The organism is Arthrobacter sp. ZGTC212 (assembly GCF_002929255.1).
Lineage (GTDB): Bacteria > Actinomycetota > Actinomycetes > Actinomycetales > Micrococcaceae > Arthrobacter_B > Arthrobacter_B sunyaminii.
Genome location: NZ_PJIJ01000002.1, coordinates 1,166,061 through 1,182,976 on the forward strand (window position 1 = coordinate 1,166,061; position 16,916 = coordinate 1,182,976).

General features: G+C 60.6%; 13 protein-coding genes. 6 read left to right on the forward strand and 7 right to left on the reverse strand.

The window, feature by feature from the left end:
* The first annotated feature begins 61 nt into the window (after positions 1-61).
* Positions 62-706, forward strand: a complete 645-nt coding sequence (locus tag CXQ89_RS12095) for a YdcF family protein (RefSeq protein WP_104161360.1) — start codon at positions 62-64, stop codon at positions 704-706.
* On the opposite strand, the gene CXQ89_RS12100 is transcribed toward CXQ89_RS12095, so the two are convergent.
* Together CXQ89_RS12100 and coaD are read right to left on the reverse strand one after the other, a co-directional pair.
* Positions 703-1,968 (reverse strand): polysaccharide pyruvyl transferase family protein, encoded by a 1,266-nt coding sequence (locus tag CXQ89_RS12100; protein ID WP_104161361.1) that lies wholly within the window; start codon positions 1,966-1,968, stop codon positions 703-705. The genes CXQ89_RS12095 and CXQ89_RS12100 overlap by 4 nt on opposite strands.
* A gap of 4 nt (positions 1,969-1,972) precedes the next feature.
* On the reverse strand, positions 1,973-2,452 hold the full coding sequence (coaD, locus tag CXQ89_RS12105) for a pantetheine-phosphate adenylyltransferase (RefSeq protein WP_104053817.1): 480 nt from the start codon (positions 2,450-2,452) through the stop codon (positions 1,973-1,975).
* Between the two features lie 41 nt (positions 2,453-2,493).
* On the opposite strand from coaD, the gene CXQ89_RS12110 reads away from it, so the two are divergent.
* Together CXQ89_RS12110 and CXQ89_RS12115 are read left to right on the forward strand one after the other, a co-directional pair.
* A complete protein-coding gene (locus tag CXQ89_RS12110; protein WP_104161362.1) occupies positions 2,494-3,738 on the forward strand; it encodes an aminotransferase class I/II-fold pyridoxal phosphate-dependent enzyme in 1,245 nt (414 codons plus the stop codon).
* Positions 3,738-4,541, forward strand: coding sequence for a spermidine synthase (locus tag CXQ89_RS12115; protein WP_104161363.1), 804 nt, complete (start codon positions 3,738-3,740; stop codon positions 4,539-4,541). The genes CXQ89_RS12110 and CXQ89_RS12115 overlap by 1 nt, the downstream gene beginning before the upstream one ends.
* Here the strand turns inward: CXQ89_RS12115 and rsmD are convergent.
* The 3 genes from rsmD to CXQ89_RS12130 all read right to left on the reverse strand — a co-directional run bounded on the left by rsmD (position 4,538) and on the right by CXQ89_RS12130 (position 8,454).
* Positions 4,538-5,167, reverse strand: a complete 630-nt coding sequence (gene rsmD / locus CXQ89_RS12120; protein ID WP_104161364.1) for a 16S rRNA (guanine(966)-N(2))-methyltransferase RsmD — start codon at positions 5,165-5,167, stop codon at positions 4,538-4,540. The genes CXQ89_RS12115 and rsmD overlap by 4 nt on opposite strands.
* A 73-nt stretch (positions 5,168-5,240) precedes the next feature.
* Positions 5,241-7,460, reverse strand: a complete 2,220-nt coding sequence (gene recG / locus CXQ89_RS12125; protein ID WP_104161365.1) for an ATP-dependent DNA helicase RecG — start codon at positions 7,458-7,460, stop codon at positions 5,241-5,243.
* Positions 7,450-8,454 (reverse strand): DAK2 domain-containing protein, encoded by a 1,005-nt coding sequence (locus tag CXQ89_RS12130; protein WP_258060068.1) that lies wholly within the window; start codon positions 8,452-8,454, stop codon positions 7,450-7,452. The genes recG and CXQ89_RS12130 overlap by 11 nt, the downstream gene beginning before the upstream one ends.
* A 141-nt stretch (positions 8,455-8,595) precedes the next feature.
* On the opposite strand from CXQ89_RS12130, the gene CXQ89_RS12135 reads away from it, so the two are divergent.
* Both CXQ89_RS12135 and wecB read left to right on the forward strand, forming a co-directional pair.
* On the forward strand, positions 8,596-8,844 hold the full coding sequence (locus CXQ89_RS12135) for a hypothetical protein (protein ID WP_104053812.1): 249 nt from the start codon (positions 8,596-8,598) through the stop codon (positions 8,842-8,844).
* A 123-nt stretch (positions 8,845-8,967) separates the two neighbouring features.
* On the forward strand, positions 8,968-10,083 hold the full coding sequence (gene wecB / locus CXQ89_RS12140) for a non-hydrolyzing UDP-N-acetylglucosamine 2-epimerase (protein WP_104161366.1): 1,116 nt from the start codon (positions 8,968-8,970) through the stop codon (positions 10,081-10,083).
* Position 10,084: 1 nt separating this feature from the next.
* On the opposite strand, the gene CXQ89_RS12145 is transcribed toward wecB, so the two are convergent.
* On the reverse strand, positions 10,085-11,629 hold the full coding sequence (locus tag CXQ89_RS12145; protein WP_104161367.1) for a glycosyltransferase: 1,545 nt from the start codon (positions 11,627-11,629) through the stop codon (positions 10,085-10,087).
* A gap of 156 nt (positions 11,630-11,785) precedes the next feature.
* Here CXQ89_RS12145 and CXQ89_RS12150 point away from each other — a divergent pair, with 156 nt between their 5' ends.
* Entirely contained in the window at positions 11,786-12,658 is an 873-nt protein-coding gene (locus tag CXQ89_RS12150) for an acyltransferase (RefSeq protein WP_104161368.1), read from the forward strand.
* Positions 12,659-13,014: 356 nt separating this feature from the next.
* Here CXQ89_RS12150 and CXQ89_RS12155 read toward each other — a convergent pair whose 3' ends face one another.
* The gene (locus CXQ89_RS12155) at positions 13,015-16,857 is read right to left on the reverse strand and encodes a CDP-glycerol glycerophosphotransferase family protein (protein WP_104161369.1); all 3,843 of its coding nucleotides are present in this window, start codon (positions 16,855-16,857) and stop codon (positions 13,015-13,017) included.
* Positions 16,858-16,916: the final 59 nt, after the last annotated feature.

Here is a 16,916-nt window from a genome sequence, read left to right on the forward strand (position 1 = left end):
GTTTACAGGCCAAGCGGCAGTCGGTTTACCGGGAGGCGTCCTGCTCGCATAGGCTGACGGAATGCCGTCCTCCCTCCGCGCCCTGCCGCACCGCCTGGTGCTCCGGCTGCAGCGCGGAGTTCCCCGGAGCGTGGATGCGGCGGTGGCCGGCGTGGTTTCGGTCCTGCTGATCTGGCTTTTCGCCGCCGCCAACCTCTTCTTCTATCCGCAGGCCGCTTCCGCAGACGGTCCGGTAAAGGCCGACGCCGTTGTGGTCCTTGCCGGCGCAGCCTCCGAGCGCTTTCCGGTGGGGCGGGAGCTGATCCGCGAGGACGCAGCTCCGGAACTGATCCTTTCCAGCACGGAGACCCCGGGGAACGTGATGACGGATCAGTACTGCGACTACATGGCGGGCGACACGGTCACCGAGGACCCCGCCAGCGCCGCCGTGACCTGTTTCTTCCCCGAGCCCATGACCACGCGCGGCGAGGCCCGCGCCGTCGCCCGCCTGGCCGCGGACAACGGCTGGGATGAGCTCATTGTGGTCACCTCGCGCTATCACCTGCTGCGGGCGGAAACCAACATCAGCCAATGCACGACGGCGAAGGTCACCATGGTGGCGTCGGAACCGGATCTGTCGGCCAGGCAGTGGCTGGACAGGTTTGTGGAGGAAACCGGCGGGCTGGCGGCCGCGCTGCTGCGGCCGGCCTGCGCCAGCGCGATCTAAGCCTGCCGCGGCAACGGAAAAGCGTCCTGCAGTGCGTCCAGCGAAATACGCAGCCGCGGCAGAGACGCGCGGCGGGCGAGACGCACCGGATCCAGCGCGCGGGCCTGGGCGGCGGTAACGTCCACGCGGGTGACGGCGGATTCCTCCAGGGTGGTGAAGAAGTCCCGGAATTTGAAGGTGTCCCCCGCAATCACGGCGTCGCTGATTCGCACCCAGACCCACGGCACCCCGTAGGCCTGCGCCACAATGATCCCGTGCAGCGAGCTGGAGATGCAGGCCCGGGATCCGGCGATCTCCCGAACCACCTGTTCCATCCCCTGCCGGGCATCCACAACATGCACGCCTGCGTCCCCGGAATCCGGAAGCAGTCCGCGGTGGTCCAGATGCGGCACCAGCGCCACCTTGCCCTGGGACGGCTGCCCGTCCGGCACCGGTAGGAAGCGTGGCAGCAGCAGCGCAGGATCGCCGTAAACCTCAGGGACAGTCCAGCCCAGCTGCGAACGCAGCTCGGCAGCAGTGAGTGCGCCGCGAACGGCATGGACCCGAACTCCGTGCAGTCCGGCCAGGCGTTCAATTACCGCGGGCTCCGGCGTCCGCATCAGGCCCGTGCCCCACACCCGGGTGCCGTCCTGTTCCAGCCAGCCCGCCGTGGAGCCCACGGTGAGCAGCGGCGGAACGTCCAGCTGCCGCCGCCATCCGTTGACCGGTTTCAGCCCGCTGATCCGCCGGACCAGCCAGGGCCCGACGGCGTCACCAAAGTTCGGGCGCTCATCCCACCACAACAGATTGACGCAGCCTTCCGGGACCTGCCGGACCCCGGAAGCCACAGCGGCGGACGGTGCCAGCATGGCCGGGAGCCGCCGCCGGGCATCTTCCAGTGCCGCCCATTGCTGTTCGGGTGTGGCATCCGGCGGCAGGTAGGCCATCAGGTGGCGCTCGGTGCCGGGTCCCGCCGGGGGCTCCTCTTCACGGATGAGGTCGGCTTCACCCAGCAGGGCATTACGGAGCAGCGCCGCGCCGGGGACGGCATCCGGTGACAGGCTTTCCGTTCCCCCGCCGGTCTTGGAAACGGCACGGACCGAAACGGCACGGACGGAAACGGCTGTGCGCGGACCGGCGGCGCCGTCGTTCAGTTCAATGAGCTCCAGCGCAAGCCGGACGCCCGCCGTCCCGGAACCAGCCAGTTCCGGGAATTCCAGCTCGAAGACCACGGGTTCCGGTGTCTGCCCGGGCGGGGGCAGCGGGCGGACCCTCGGCGGCATGCCGCTAAGCGCCCTGTTCCTGGTACAGCCGGCGATACGCGGCGCGGGGCACCAGTTCCGAAACGTCACCGCCCAGGGAGGAAACTTCCTTGATCAGGGTCGATGAGAGATGCGTGTAGCGGCTTTCGGCCGGCAGGAACACGGTCTCGATGCCGGTTAGGTGTCGGTTCATGACAGCCATCGGCAGCTCGTACTGATAGTCCTGCACCGACCGCAGGCCCTTCACAATGGCGTTCACGCCGTGTTCACGGCAGAAGTCCGCCAGCAGGCCCTCCCCCATCGGCACCACCGACACGCCGCGCAGCCCGCCGAGGGTTTCACGGGCCATAGCCAGCCGTTCCGGCCCGGAAAACCGGTATTTCTTGGCGTAATTCGTGGACACCGCTACGAGGACTTCATCGAACAGGCTGGCGGCCCGAGCGATCACCTCCACGTGTCCGTTGTGGATGGGGTCATATGATCCGGGGCATACAGCGCGTCGCATAGGTCGAATCTACCCGGTGTAAGCAGGTAATACTGGTAGGCATGAGCTCTCTCGACCGCACCAGTCTTCTCCGCTCCGCTTCGGCTTCCGGCACCCCGCCCTGGCAGCGCACCGCCGCCGGCGCCAATCTGCTCGGTCCGGACGGGGCCCTGGGGGTGACCATCTTCGAGGAGATCACGGTCCTGTCCGGCAAGCACAACGCCATCAACCTGGGCCAGGGCTTCCCGGATGAGGACGGACCTTCGGTCATCAGCGAAGCAGCCCGCGAGGCGATCAGCGCCGGTGCCAACCAGTACGCTCCGGGCCAGGGCCTTCCGGTGCTGCGCAACGCCGTCGCCGCCCATCAGGAACGTTTCTACGGCCTGACCCTGGATCCGGACACCCAGATCATTGTCAGCACCGGCGCCACGGAAGCCATTGCCGCCGCCCTGCTCGCGCTCACCGGTCCGGGCGACGAGGTCCTGACCTTCGAGCCGTTCTACGACTCCTACGGGGCGGTGATCGGACTCAGCGGCGCCACCCACACCACCGCACCGCTGAGAGCTCCGGATTTCCAGCCGGACCTGGCAACCCTGGAGGATTCCTTTACCGAGCGCACCCGCGTGGTGCTGGTGAACAATCCGCACAACCCCACCGGCGCCGTGTTTCCCGCCGAAACCCTGCAGCGGATCGTGGAGCTTGCCGCCAAGTACAACACCGTGATCGTCACCGACGAGGTGTACGAGCACCTGACCTTCGGTCCCCGGCATGTTCCGGTGGCGACCCTTCCCGGGGCGGCGGAGCGCACCCTGACGATTTCCTCGGCAGGCAAGACCTTCTCCTTCACCGGCTGGAAGATCGGCTGGCTGTCCGGACCCGCGGACCTGGTCGCCGCCGTCCGCGCGGTGAAGTCCTTCCTCAGCTACAGCTCCGGCACTCCGTTCCAGAGCGCCATCGCCCTCGGCCTGGGGATGGAGGACGAGTTCTTCACCGGCATCGCCAAGACCCTGCAGAACAAACGCGACGTCCTCAGCGAGGGCCTGCGGGCCGCCGGTCTGACCGTCTTTGAACCGCAGGGCACCTACTTCGTCAATGCCGACGTCGCGCCCCTGGGCATCACCGACGCCACCGCCCTGGCCCGCCGGCTCCCGGAACTGGTGGGGGTAGGCGCCATTCCGGTGGCAGTGTTCTGCCACGACGACGGCGCCCGCCGGACCAGCTCGCTGCTGCGGTTCGCGTTCTGCAAGAAAACCGAGGTGCTGCAGGAAGCGGCCGAGCGCATTTCGAAGCTGGGGCAGGTGCTCTGATGGCTGCTTCGGACAAGACCCCGTCCCGGCTGCTGCGCGGCATCGGCGCCCACGCCACCATTACTGAGGACGGCTTCACCCCCGGCGCCTGGGTGCTGAGCATCGGCGGCGCCGAGCAGTCGCACGTGAACCTCGCCCATCCCGAGGAGATCTTCTACGAGTACCTGCGCCGGATCGGGAACGTGCTGGACCTGGCCGCCCCCGCCGGGCAACCGCTGCGGACCCTGCACTTGGGTGCCGGCGCACTGACCCTCACCCGCTACCTCCAGGCCACGCGTCCCGGCTCCGGGCAGGTGGCCGTGGAGCTGGAGCGGGAACTGCTGGACTTTGTGCTGGCGCATCTGCCGCTGCCGGAGGGGACCGTGCTGGAGACGGTCATTGGAGATGCCCGGGACGCCCTGTCCCGCTGGGAGCCGGGGTCCTTTGACGCCATCGTGCTGGACGTCTTTGCCGGGGCGGACGCACCGGAGCACCTGACCACGCCCGAGTTTTACGCCGAAGCCGCAGCCCTGCTCTCCCCCGCGGGGGTGCTGCTGGTGAATGTGGGCGACGATCCCGGGCTGGCTTTTTGCCGCCGCCAGGTCCGCGCCCTGCAGGAGGGGATGTCCGAAATTCCCGGCGCGGGACTCGCTGCGCTGGCAGAGAAGTCCATGTTCAGCGGGCGTTATCCGGGCAACATCGTCCTGGCCGCCACGGCCTTCCCCTGGCCCGAGGACTGGACCGCGCAGCTGCTCGCCGCGGGACCGCATCCGGCCGACGTCCTCACCGGTGAACGGCTGGACGTCTTCGCGTCGGGTTCCTAGGAAGCGCCCTCAGCCTGTGCATCCCCGGCATCGTCGTCGTCGGCCTGCGCACCATCTGCCTGCGCCGGCTCCGCGAACCACAGCGTGGTCTCCCCGTACTTGCGTTCGCTGAAGCGCTCCATTCCGGCGGGCCACGCCGGCTCCGGTGAGCGCGTGGAGCGTTCCAGGACGACGACGGCGCCCTCGGCCAGGTGCCGGGGCAGGGCCCGCAGCACGGAGTTCAGGTCCTCTTCGTCCAGGTCATAGGGCGGATCCAGGAACACTACGTCCCAGGTGACGTCCGCCGGAACGCGCAGCAGGTAGGTGTCGGCCTTGGCTCGGTGCACGTTGACGACGGACCGGCCGGCGGCGTCGTTGATGAGTTTGGCGTTCTGCTTGCAGGTGCCGGCGGCCTTGTCCGCGAGCTCCACCAGGTCCACGGAGACGGCGCCTCGGCTGGCGCTCTCCACGCCCAGGGCTCCCGATCCGGCAAAGAGGTCCAGCACGCGAGCGCCGGAGAGGACGTCATAGGACTCCAGCCGGGAGAACAGGGCTTCCTTCACCCGGTCCGTGGTGGGGCGGGTTCCTGTTCCGGGAACGCTGGTCAGGGAGGTTCCGCCGGCGGTTCCGGCAATGATGCGGCTCATGGGTTCACTTTATCGGGCTTTGACTCGGAACCGGGACACTGGCAGTTGCCCTGCGGGGGGGGTAACGGACGGCTTAGCCGCGGTCCAGGAAGGCTTCCTTCTCCGGGTTCAGATAGTCCTCAATAGCCTCGTTCAGCGCCGGGTGCTCCGTCAGGTCCGGATCCTCCGCCACCAGGGCCGTGGCGGAGGCTCGGGCCTTTTCGATCAGCGGTTCATCCTGAATGGCGCGCAGCAGCTTCAGCGTGGAACGCCCCCCGGACTGCGAGGCGCCCAGGATGTCCCCCTCACGGCGCAGCTCCAGGTCCCGCCGGGAGAGCTCAAACCCGTCGGTGGTGGATGCCACTGCCTCCAGCCGTTCCCGGCTGGGATGCCCGGGTTCCAGCCTCGTGACCAGCAGGCAGGTGCCGGGCAGGCCGCCGCGGCCCACCCGGCCGCGCAGCTGGTGAAGCTGGGAAATACCGAAACGGTCGGCGTCCATGATCACCATGAGGGAGGCGTTGTGTACGTCCACGCCCACTTCGATGACCGTGGTGGAGATCAGCAGGTCGATGTCGCCGCGGGTGAACGCCGCCATGGTCTCGGTCTTGTCCACGGGATCCAACCGGCCGTGCAGCACTCCGATCCGCACTCCTGCGAGCGCCGGCGCCTCCGAGAGCTGCTGATACATCTCGGCGACGGAAGCCAGATCCGGTTTGTTCGCTTTTCCTGCCGGGGGCGGGCCGTAGTCCAGCAGGGTCAGGTCGGTTCCCGGTTCTTCTTCCTTGTCCCCGATCTTGGGACACACCACGTACACCTGCCGCCCGGCGTCGATCTCCTCGCGGGCGCGCTCCCAGATGCGCCGGCCCCAGGCCGGTTTTTCCGCCAGCGGCGCCATGAAGGTGGAGATAGGCGCGCGGCCGGCCGGCAGCTCGGTCAGGGTGGAGACTTCCAGGTCCCCGAACACGGTCATGGCCACGGTCCGCGGAATGGGGGTGGCGGTCATGACCAGCAGGTGCGGAGTGCTGCGGCCCTTGGTACGCAGCACGTCCCGCTGTTCGACGCCGAACCGGTGCTGTTCGTCCACGACGACGAATCCCAGGTCCGCGAACTGCACGTGTTCGGAGAGCAGGGCATGGGTGCCGATCACAATGCCGGCGGCGCCGCTCGCGGCGTCCAGCAGGGCGGCCCGGCGCCCGCCGGTGTCCATGGATCCGGTCAGCAGCGTGACCCGGGTGGCGTCGTCGTCGCTTCCCAGCCGTCCGCCCTGCCCCAACGGGCCCAGAGTCTTGGTGATGGATTCATAGTGCTGCGCCGCGAGCACCTCGGTGGGGGCCAGCAGAGCGGCTTGGCCCCCGGCGTCGATCACCTGAAGCATGGCACGCAGGGCCACCAGGGTTTTGCCGGAACCCACCTCGCCCTGCAGCAGCCGGTTCATCGGATGCGGGCGGGCCAGGTCCTCGGCGAGTTCACGGCCGACGGCGAACTGGCCGTCGGTGAGTGTGAACGGCAGGGCTGCGTCGAACTTGTCCAGGAGCCGGCCGGGCTTTGGCGGACGCGCGGTGGCATCTTCCTGGGCTGCGAAGCTGCGGCGGCGGGCCAGTGCCGTCTGGAGCACCAGGGCCTCCTGGTAGCGGAACCGGTGGCGGGCTTTGTACGCCTCGCCGATTTCCGCGGGCCGGTGGATCTTCTCGTAGGCCTCGGCCAGACCCAGCAGATGCTCCGTCTTCCGGATGGGCTCGGGAATGGGATCCTGCAGCTGTTCGGCCTGCATGGTGTCCAGCAGCAGGTCCACCGCCTTTTTGATGTCCCAGCTGTTGAGCTTGGCGGTGGCGGGATAGACGGGGATGGGGCGCTTGGCCATTTCCTCGTCGTCGGCCTCGTCATCAAGCACCACGTAGTTGGGGTTGGTCAGTGTGAGCTGCTGCTTGTAGACGCCCACCTTGCCGGAGAACATGGCGCGGGTACCCACGGTGAGTTCCTTCTGCGCGTTCCAGCCGTTGAAGAAGGTCAGGTGCAGCTGGCCCAGGGCTCCGGAGGCGTCATCGGTGACCACCACTTCAAGGAGGGTTCCCTTGCGGGTCTGCATGCGCCGGGCGTTGGCGCTCTGCACCCTGGCAATAAGGGTGACGTCCTCATCGAAGGGGATTTCCGCGATGGGCGTCAGCTCTCCGCGTTCCAGGTAGCGCCGCGGAAAGTGGTGCAGCAGATCTCCGACGGTTTTCAGGCCCAGGTGTTTGTCTAGCTTGGTGGCGGAGGGCTTGCCTATGCGCCGTTCGAGCGGGAAGTCCAGTTCCGGGGGAACGTTAGACTTCATGGGCCTCGTGGATTTCGCTGATGATTTCCTTGGTTTCGTGTCCGTCGGCGGACAACTCCGTGACGGTCAGGTTCATGGGCTCACCCACGGTGCGCAGCAGGTCAATGGCGGTGCCTGCGTCGGGCGTGTGGACGTGCACCCGCCAGCGGTACCCTTCCCCCACCGCGTTTACGGCACTCATGATTACTGAATCTCCCACCTCATCCAACTGCAGGCGGAGCGTCGCGGCGTCCAGCGGGCTCAGCGTGATGGTGCACATGACTTCCACCCCCTCCATCCGGGGCATGGTGCTATGGATGTGCGGGGCCTGCACGTCGTAGCCGTGCAGGCCGTCCAGGAGCTCTTCCTGCAGCTCCTCGCCGAGAGCTGACGCCCGCAGGGCGTCCAGCACCAGCAGGAACCCGACTCCCCCGGCATCCACCACACGGGCCTGGGTCAGGGCGTCCAGCTGGAGTTCGGTGTTGACGACGGCGGCGAGGGCGGCATTCATGACGGCGCGCAGGGTGGCGGCCAGTCCCACGTTGCTGTCATCGCCGGATTGTGCGGCTTCCGCATCCATGGCGGCGCGGGCCGCTTCTTCCAGGACCGAGAGCATGGTGCCGGGAACCGGATCACTCAGGACCGACCAGGAGCGCAGCTGCGCCCGGTGAAGAGCCGTGGCCAGCAGCGGCGCCGAAAGCCGGGTGCTGCCCTGCAGCGGTTCAGCCATGGCGGTCAGGAACACAGAGAGCAGGGTGCCCGAGTTGCCCTTGGCGTCCTCCATGGCCGCGCGTCCGGCGATGGCCAGCAGTTCACCGATGTCCGCGGTGTCGATGTCGGCGATGGCGCGGGAGGCGGAGCGAAGCGTGAGATACAGGTTGGTGCCTGTGTCGCCGTCGGCCACCGGGAAGATGTTGATCGCGTTCAGCCGGTCACTGTGGTTGCCCAGAGACACTTCGGCGTTGCTCAACCATCGCTTCAGCGCTTGTGCGTTCGCGGTGATTTTGGTCTGCAAAGTGATTCCGTTTCCGTGCTGGCGCCGCTGATCCGGACCCCAGGCGTCATTGCCCGCGTGCCGGTTTGGTCAGTAGGAACTCTACCGCAGCCGCCTTGGCGCCGCCGATAACGATTTGCATAAATGTGGGAAAGTTGAGGGATGGCCAACAAGCGGTACGCGGACGTTGCCGCGGCAAGACATATGAGGGACGCCCCCCTTGGACCGCAGACAGATACAGAGCGGGGCAAGCGCACCGATCCTCTGCCCCGCCCGGCTGCGGGCAGCCGCGCCCCCCAATCCGAGAAGGACCGGGCGTACCGGAAGAAGCGTCTGGTTGCCCTGGTGCTGACCACCCTGGTGTGCCTTTCCGTTCCCACGCTGATAACCCTGCTGGTCCTTTTCGGGTAATCGCGGGGAGCTGAGGCGCAAAGTACTCCATTTGCCCCGGATCCGACTTCTTGTTTTCTTAAACCGCGTTTCGGTTAGACTGAGCCGAGTTATCGGGCTGTTGTCAAGCTAAGCGGGGAATTTATGCCAGTTGTCATGCCAATTTATGGCACTAGGCCGGAAGCCATCAAGATGGCGCCGATTGTGGCCGCGCTGAAGAAGTCTGACGTGCTGGACTGCTTTGTCACCGTGACCGGCCAGCACCGCTCAATGCTGGATCAGGTCAACAACCTGTTTGGCATTGAACCCGACTATGATCTGAACATCTTTGAGCCCGGCCAGACCCTCAACGGCATCCTTGCCCGAACCATTGACGGGCTGGAGAAGCTCTTCAATGTAAACCGACCGGACGCCGTCATTGTCCAGGGTGACACGACCACCTCCACCGCCGCAGCCATGGCAGCGTTCTACCACGGCATTCCGGTGGTCCATGTGGAGGCCGGACTGCGCAGCGGGAATCCCTTTTCTCCCTTCCCTGAGGAAGGTAACCGGAAAATCACGTCGCAGATTGCGTCACTGCATCTGGCGCCCACGGAGGTAAGCCGGCAGAACCTGCTGGCGGAGAACATTAACCCGGCGGACATCGTGGTTACCGGAAACACCGTCATAGATGCGCTGCTGGCCACGGTGGAAAAGAATGTTCCCTTCAAGGACCCGGAGCTGGAAGAACTGGCAGAGTCCGGCCGCAGGGTTTTGCTGGTCACCACGCACCGCAGGGAAAATCAGGGCGAAGGCATGCAGGGCATTGGCCGTGCTCTGGCCCGCATTGCTGCCGCCGAGCCCGACCTGACCATTGTCCTGCCGATCCATGCCAATCCATTGGTCCGCGAGGCAGTGCTCCCCCAGTTGGACGGTCTGCCCAACGTTCTAGTCACCGAGCCGCTGGAATACGGCGAGTTCACCCGGCTGCTCTCACTGGCACACATCATCCTGACCGATTCCGGCGGGGTCCAGGAAGAGGCACCCAGTCTGGGTGTTCCCGTGCTGGTGATGCGCGAAAACACGGAGCGGCCGGAGGCTGTGGACGCCGGCGTCGTGAAACTCATCGGCACCAACGAGGACCGGATCGTTCACGAAGTGCACCGGTTGCTGCACGACCCTGACCATTTCAACTCGATGGCTGAGGCCATGAATCCTTACGGGGACGGGTCTGCTGCGGCGCGAAGCGTGGCGTCTATCAAGAACCTCCTGCGCGTGTAACCTACCGTGGTTGAGCCATGTTGCTTCGAGAATCTCGCGCAGCAACTGATAGGCTCAAAACCGTTTTCCACTCCTCCATAAATCTCTGCTTGGACAGAGTATCTTGAATTTTCATTGCTTTCTTAGACATAATTCCTGCTCTTGCAGGATTGGAAAGCCCCAGAATTATTGCGTCCGCCATTTCTTTGACGTTTCCCGGTTGAACCAAGAATCCGTTTATGCCGTTTTGAACCATTTCTCGAGGACCGTATTTAATGTCATAAGAAACCGGAATACATCCCGCAGCCATGCTCTCTGCCAAGGACAGACAAAAGCCTTCATAATCAGAAGCAACTATCGACATGCTGGCACCTTGGAATACCCCAGTAGCGTTTGCGGTGAATCCGGCGATAGAAACCGAATCCTCCAATCCAAGGTCAAGAATCTGCTGCCGCATGGCTTCTTCTTCAGAGCCTCGTCCATAGAATACCAGCTTGGCGGCAGGGACCATTTGGACAACCCGGCTAAAAGCGCGGATAGCTGAGGTTTGCCCCTTTATTCGATCAAAACGGCCTACCATTACTACTTTCATGGCGTCCCGTTCTGAGCCTTGCGACGTCGACGGCACAAAATGCGGAATCACATGCACAGAATCTAGCCAACCATATTGCTTAAAGATGTCCTGACGCTGTTCCTCCGTAAGAACCACTGCGCCATGGTACCGGTCAAGGTGGCCAAGCAAATCAGCCATCTCCGGCCGTACGTCGCTGCCGTAATGATACGGTGGCCGCAAATGGCTGTTGTGTATCGTATAAATCACGCAGGCGTTGTTTTCTTGCTCGAGCGCTTCCAGTGCCACTCGTCGCACACCGTATTCGGATATAATAATTGGTGCAGGATCACCGACCAAGACCATACTCTGCAACCAAAATTGAAAAACCTCAACCATATTTCGGCAGGCGCGACTGCGCGGAGAGCGCGGGAAAAGTTCACACCCTATAACACGCTGGCTTTCCTCTTCCAGCAATTGTTCGAGGTAACAATTTCCAGCTCGATCAATGAATTCAATTGTCCGCGCTCGTCCTGTTGAACCCATTTGTTCGACTTTACAAACGGCCCCAGCTACGTCATGCCAGGCTCGAGATACCCACTGGCCGTTATCTAAATGATCAATAAAGAGTACACGTTCTCCACGCAGAAGCACTCGCTGCCTGTATTCCCCGTCAAGTTTACCCATCAACACATCAGGGTTTCCTTGGATTGGCTTGTATTCCCAACCGCTTGTTCCCAACGGGCTGGCATAGCCTACATCCTCACCATAGACGCTCTCGCCCGCAAGATCATGATAGAGATAGCGGACGGATATAGCTTCCCCAATCCTGCCCCGGTCCTTCAGCTCCTGCATCTGTAAATCAAAGTCCGGGTAGAAGTGGTCGACTAGCATTTCAGTGGTGATGCCGGCTTCGCTGAATGCCTCCGCCCGCCGCAATACTGACATTGCAAGGCCGGTTGGTTTCCCTGGCAGCCCCCCAAACATCGCTACGTATACGTGGTCTACTGCCAACATGACTCCTGGGGATTAGGTGACCTCGCCCGAACAGAAAAGCCCTGGCTCACTCGCACTGCTGGGTTGTTTTATTGGAAGGCTGCGATCGAAGCAGGATATACGAGCATGAGGTGTCACAACATTGTGTATCCCATATAACCATACTATGATCCTGCAATGGTTACCTTGAACACACTTGCTCCATATAGCGATGCGAATGGCAACAAGATCCTGTATGAAGGCCGTGAAATCCCTGGAGTGCGAGTCGAGTTTTCCGGATCAAATAACACCATGGAAGTCCTGTCGGACGTGCGCCTAGCCAAACTCAACGTAGTCTTTGACTGCGATAATGGCACATTTCGGATGGCCGGCAACAAATTTGGGGCATTTTCCGGGTTCATCCGTGTTGGTCAAGATTCTACGGTTAGTCTGGGACACGATGTAACCGCTACCAACGCTTGTGTAATCTCTGCCGTCGAGGGGACATCCGTCATTATCGGAAATGACGTCATGCTCGCAAGCGAGAATGAAATAAGGGCGGATGATGGTCATGCCATATTCGATGTTGAGTCCGAAACCAGGGTTAACTGGTCCAAAAACATTACAATAGGTGACCACGTGTGGGTAGCCAAACGCGCTGTACTCCTGGGTGGAGCCAGCATTGGGGACGGCAGCGTTGTCGGATTCGGATCAATTGTTACCGGCACAGTGCCTAACAACTGTGTGGCAGCGGGTGTCCCGGCGAAGGTGATCAGGCAGAACATCGCCTGGGAACGCCCCCACCTGTCGCGCGCCAAACCTTTTTACAAACCCCACGCGGGAACCGTCAAAAAGTCCTCATTCTGGAATAAGACTGAGGACTCAATGATCAATGACCCGAAGTTTGTAGCTGTTTATGATTTCGAAGACCAAATAATTGCAGTCACCTTTGCATCAGAGGCTCAAGCTAAGCTCTGGTCCGAAGATCATTGCAACGGAAAAGCACGAATTACCGAAGTGCTCCACGCTGATGCGGCCGAAAAGCTAATCAGTCAGCTCAGCGCGAATTGACATTGGCAATTATCTGCTCTTAGGGTGAGGACTCCCGCGATTGCACCGACTTCTACCCTATTAGAAACGATCGTCTCCCAACGGCAGGGCGCTGGGCGTACAGAGGTGATTTCGCGAAGTTTTGGCGTCGCAGTATTCCGATGCCTCCTTGTGACGGCTGTCTTCGGTAAAACCATCATCACCGCCCAGGGAGAACCCGGACGACAGGTCCATCGCCGCTAGGTCCGCAAGAAGGCCAGTATGACCCTGCTGGACAGGGCCGGAAAAGCTACGAACCTCCCGGTCCTGTCCATTGATTCACGCAATTCCCGGACTCATCGCGGAGTACAGAACGCACGAATCCCTGCTGGCCATCTTTAGAGCGCAACCGCTGCGAACTTGTCCAATGCCTCCTTTTGGTACAACTCGTAGTCCAGCTTGCGGTGGGGAATCTGGCCGGTGAAGAACTTCCGGAATCCATCTATAAGACCGACCACACTGTTGTCCACGAGGAGGCCATATCCATCTTCCAGTACGCTTCGGGGACCAACCACATCTGTGGAGATGACTGGACGGTCCAGAATTAGCGCCTCTAGGACTACAAGGCCTTGGCCTTCATAATCGGATGAGAACACAAAGCAATCGGCGCTCTTCAGGATCGCGAAGGGATTAAGACGTCGCCCCGCAAGCAGGACGTGCCCATCCAGTCCCATTTTTGTAATCTGTTCTTGAAGTTGTCCAAGCAGCGGACCATCGCCCAAGATAACCAACTTTGCGCTTGGCTGCTCAGTGACCAGGGATGAGAAAGCTGTAATGAGCTTCGCATGCCCTTTCTCGGGGGAAAGGCGCCCGAGAGTGACAAATAAGGTGTCACCCTCATTCAGCCAATCCGCAATACCTGAATCCAGAGGCTCCTCAGCAAGAAGAAGTGTTTCCCGTGGATTTACAAGGTTATTACAGAAAGTAAATGATTCCGGGTTCAAGTCAAACCGCTTCGCCAGTTGATTGACATTCTCCTCGGCTACACTTTTCGTCACAGATATTAGCGAATCAAACCGGTTGTACATCCGGAAGTTCGCTTCCAAGTACGGGAAACGATTCTTCCACTCTTTATACATATCATTATGTAGATAAACTGATTTTTTTCCTTCAAGAGGTGCATTACCTAACAGGGACACCCAAAATCGAGCATATCCTTCAAAACAGATCAGGGAATCAAATACAGCTGTTCCAAACACGCGGCGGAATTCGCGTGCAAATGCGCGGTCGATTACGTCCCACATTTCTTCCGCATCAACAGAGTGCTGGCTGTTGAACTTGTCGATCACCCAACGTTCTTCTGGGGTCAGAACATGGTTTCCGACACGCGCTATGACCCGAACATGCTCGGGGTTTTGGTCAAACTTCTCCATCCTGGCGGGTTCAGAAGCGAGCGCTTCGGGATCCACTACCACGTAGACATTGTTCTCCTTGCTATCAATATGTGACACAAGGTTGAGGTAGGACGTGGTAATACCATTTGGCAAGAAGGAGCCCTGGAACAGCAAAATGTTCCGCTTCTCATCCCATCCGTTGGGGATTTCGAAAGAACTTTCACCGAAAAAGAAGAAATCCACGACGCGAGCTGCTGCGCGTCCGTCGTCGCGCGGGCAGAACTCTCTTTGTGCCGCTGCGTAGTCCTGCATCTGCCGCGCGGGGGTACCTGAAGGAACCAGACGGTTGAGTTTCTCAACAACGGTCTCTACGTCATGGCACACGTCGCCTGGCATCGATCCCAAGTCGAAGTAGAGTCCCCGCTCCTCCTTGTATTGATCCAGATCATAGGCGTAGTAGATGATGGGCCGACCCGTGGGGATGAAATCGAAAAAGATGCTGGAGTAGTCGGTAATGAGCACATCAACTACAGCGAGGAGATCGTTCGTATCAATTGAGGCAGGAACGGCATGTGTTTCCAACAGCTTTCCCTTTGCCTGGGAACTGGTCATTGCGTGACCCCGGTAGAGGAAATGCCATTCGGAGGATTTACCCATTGCTTCTACATCGGCAATCAACCTCTCATTATCAAGGCTTTTATTTCCCAATGTTCCGCGCCAAGTAGGAGCATACAGGACGATCTTTTTTCCTGCGGGTACTCCAAGCTTTTCTCGCAACGCAGTCTTCTGATCATCGGAAGCGGTTAGCGTAGCGTCCATCCTCGGATAACCAGTGATAGCGAGTTTTCCACTGAAAATCCCTGCGACATCGTATTTTTCAATTAGACATTCAGCGGTAAACAGGTTAGGGGCAATCAAGTGCGTCGCGTGGAGGAAGTTTCGGGCAGCGTTTTTATGCTCCATAACGCCGCCTTTGATATCACGGCCGAGCGTTTTCAAAGGAGTGCCGTGCCAGGTATTGAGGTATTCCTGCTCGTCTCGGCGGATGAAATAGGGCGGAAAGGTGTTGTCATTAACTAAGTATTTTGCCGTTGCGAGATATCTAAGATAAAGATCACTATCCCTCGGCACAAAGACGAAGTCCTGACGGCGTCGGAATTCCGCGGGGACATTCTTAGTGTCATTAACTACCCAGACATGGGTGAACCCGGCAAATCGATGGTCGGTTATGATCGTTTTACATAGCTGCAAGGGACTACCGGATACTGCAGATCCGTGTCCGCTTTCATATAAGATTGTGGAGGACTGTACGCTCAGAGTTTCCATGTACTCCGTATAGACCATCACCTGCTTTATGTTCTGTTTTTTCATGTACTGAGTCGTATCAACAGCATGAGCTCGCTTGAACTGTCTGATCTCCATGAAGGCGGCCACGGCCTCGCGATGTCTCCCGTCAAGCATCAGGGAACGGCCCAGTCTGAAGTACCGCTCAGGGTCATACCCAACTGTGCGTTTGACTGCTTCGGCGTATGCAGCCGCCGCGAGGGCAAAATAGCCAAACTCTTCGGAACGCACCCCCAGCTTGTAACAAAGGTCAGCCGACTGGGAACGGAGCCCCGCCTGCAAATCCGCTTCCATAACCTGCCCTAGGTAGGGGTTCCCGCTGGCGGACAGCGTCGGCGAAACTGCATCTTCTCGTGAGAGATAAAAGGCGAGGCAGGCCTCTTTATACCGCCCTAACAGCTGCAAGACGTATCCAAGGCGATATTTCCAGTAAAGGCTGGCACTGCTGGAGCTCTCCAGAATGCGAGAGTAGGCCAAGACCGCGTTCTCGAGATCTCCGAGACGCTCGTAGGACAGCCCCAGCCGCCAAGACATGCGTTCTTCGAAAGGATCAAGTTCGAGTCCTTCCAGGAATACCCGTGCCGCCGCCTCCCATGCATATGATTTCTGCAAGGCCAAGCCGAGGCGATAGCGTATCTCCATTGAATCCGGGTTCGAGATCAAGGCCTTCGCGTAGCTGTCTGCTGCAAGCTTCCACTGACCACGGGCCTGGAAATATGCACCGACGCCGACAGTTGCAGCTTCCAACTGCGTGTCATTAGCTACCGCGAGCACATACGCTGTTTCAGCCTGGTCGAGATCTCCCGCCAGATGCCACGACCAACCCGTCTTGAATGCCAGAGCCCCACTCTTCGGATTGAGGGCAGACGCTTTGGCGTAGGTGGCGGCCGCCGGCTCATATTTCCCCATCTTGAAGTACGAGTCAGCCAACCGTTCCAACCAGTGAAAATCTTCGGAGTGAGTAGCTAGCCCATCTTCCAGAGTGCTCATCTGCTGCCAAATTGCAGCTTTGTTCTTAACCGCTTCTTCGAGACGTGACTTAGCGATGGCAGCTTCTGCTTCATGACGTGGTTGAACAGCGGCAACCTTCACGCCCTTCCGTGACTGAACAGGGGCAACCTTCACGCCCTTGCGTGACTGAGCAATGGCTGCTTCACATGTGTCCACCCGTCGAACCCATGCTGTTTGCTCCGGATCGAGGTCAAGTGCTCTTCGGTAAAAGTGCAAGGCTTCATCGAACGACTTTTGGCGCTCCAGCACGAAGCCTAGACGGTAATTCCAGGCAGCGTTTTCCGGTTGTAGATCCACCGCCCGCCTCAGAAGCGGCAGTGCATCATCTAAACGATTTAGGCGAAAATATGCATGTCCAAGTCGAAAGACTACTTTGGCGTTGGACTCTTCACCCCTACGCATAAGACGCTCGTACGCAGCTGTTGCTGCGGCCCATTCATCTTTGCTTTCGAGCTTCCGAGCATGCGCGTAAGCCGCCTGCCATCCCAGCATGTTTCCCCTATCAATGTTGCGAACCGTTTTGGTTATGACATAACGCCGCTATGCCCTAA

Excerpts from the sequence above, each read along its gene's own strand:
- CXQ89_RS12155 (WP_104161369.1), bottom strand. The coding sequence starts at position 16,857 with ATGCTGGGATGGCAGGCGGCTTACGCGCATGCTCGGAAGCTCGAAAGC.
- CXQ89_RS12150 (WP_104161368.1), top strand. The coding sequence starts at position 11,786 with ATGGTTACCTTGAACACACTTGCTCCATATAGCGATGCGAATGGCAAC.
- rsmD (WP_104161364.1), bottom strand. The coding sequence starts at position 5,167 with ATGAGCCGCATCATTGCCGGAACCGCCGGCGGAACCTCCCTGACCAGC.
- wecB (WP_104161366.1), top strand. The coding sequence starts at position 8,968 with ATGCCAGTTGTCATGCCAATTTATGGCACTAGGCCGGAAGCCATCAAG.
- CXQ89_RS12095 (WP_104161360.1), top strand. The coding sequence starts at position 62 with ATGCCGTCCTCCCTCCGCGCCCTGCCGCACCGCCTGGTGCTCCGGCTG.
- recG (WP_104161365.1), bottom strand. The coding sequence starts at position 7,460 with ATGAAGTCTAACGTTCCCCCGGAACTGGACTTCCCGCTCGAACGGCGC.
- CXQ89_RS12100 (WP_104161361.1), bottom strand. The coding sequence starts at position 1,968 with ATGCCGCCGAGGGTCCGCCCGCTGCCCCCGCCCGGGCAGACACCGGAA.
- CXQ89_RS12115 (WP_104161363.1), top strand. The coding sequence starts at position 3,738 with ATGGCTGCTTCGGACAAGACCCCGTCCCGGCTGCTGCGCGGCATCGGC.
- CXQ89_RS12110 (WP_104161362.1), top strand. The coding sequence starts at position 2,494 with ATGAGCTCTCTCGACCGCACCAGTCTTCTCCGCTCCGCTTCGGCTTCC.
- CXQ89_RS12135 (WP_104053812.1), top strand. The coding sequence starts at position 8,596 with ATGGCCAACAAGCGGTACGCGGACGTTGCCGCGGCAAGACATATGAGG.
- coaD (WP_104053817.1), bottom strand. The coding sequence starts at position 2,452 with ATGCGACGCGCTGTATGCCCCGGATCATATGACCCCATCCACAACGGA.
- CXQ89_RS12145 (WP_104161367.1), bottom strand. The coding sequence starts at position 11,629 with ATGTTGGCAGTAGACCACGTATACGTAGCGATGTTTGGGGGGCTGCCA.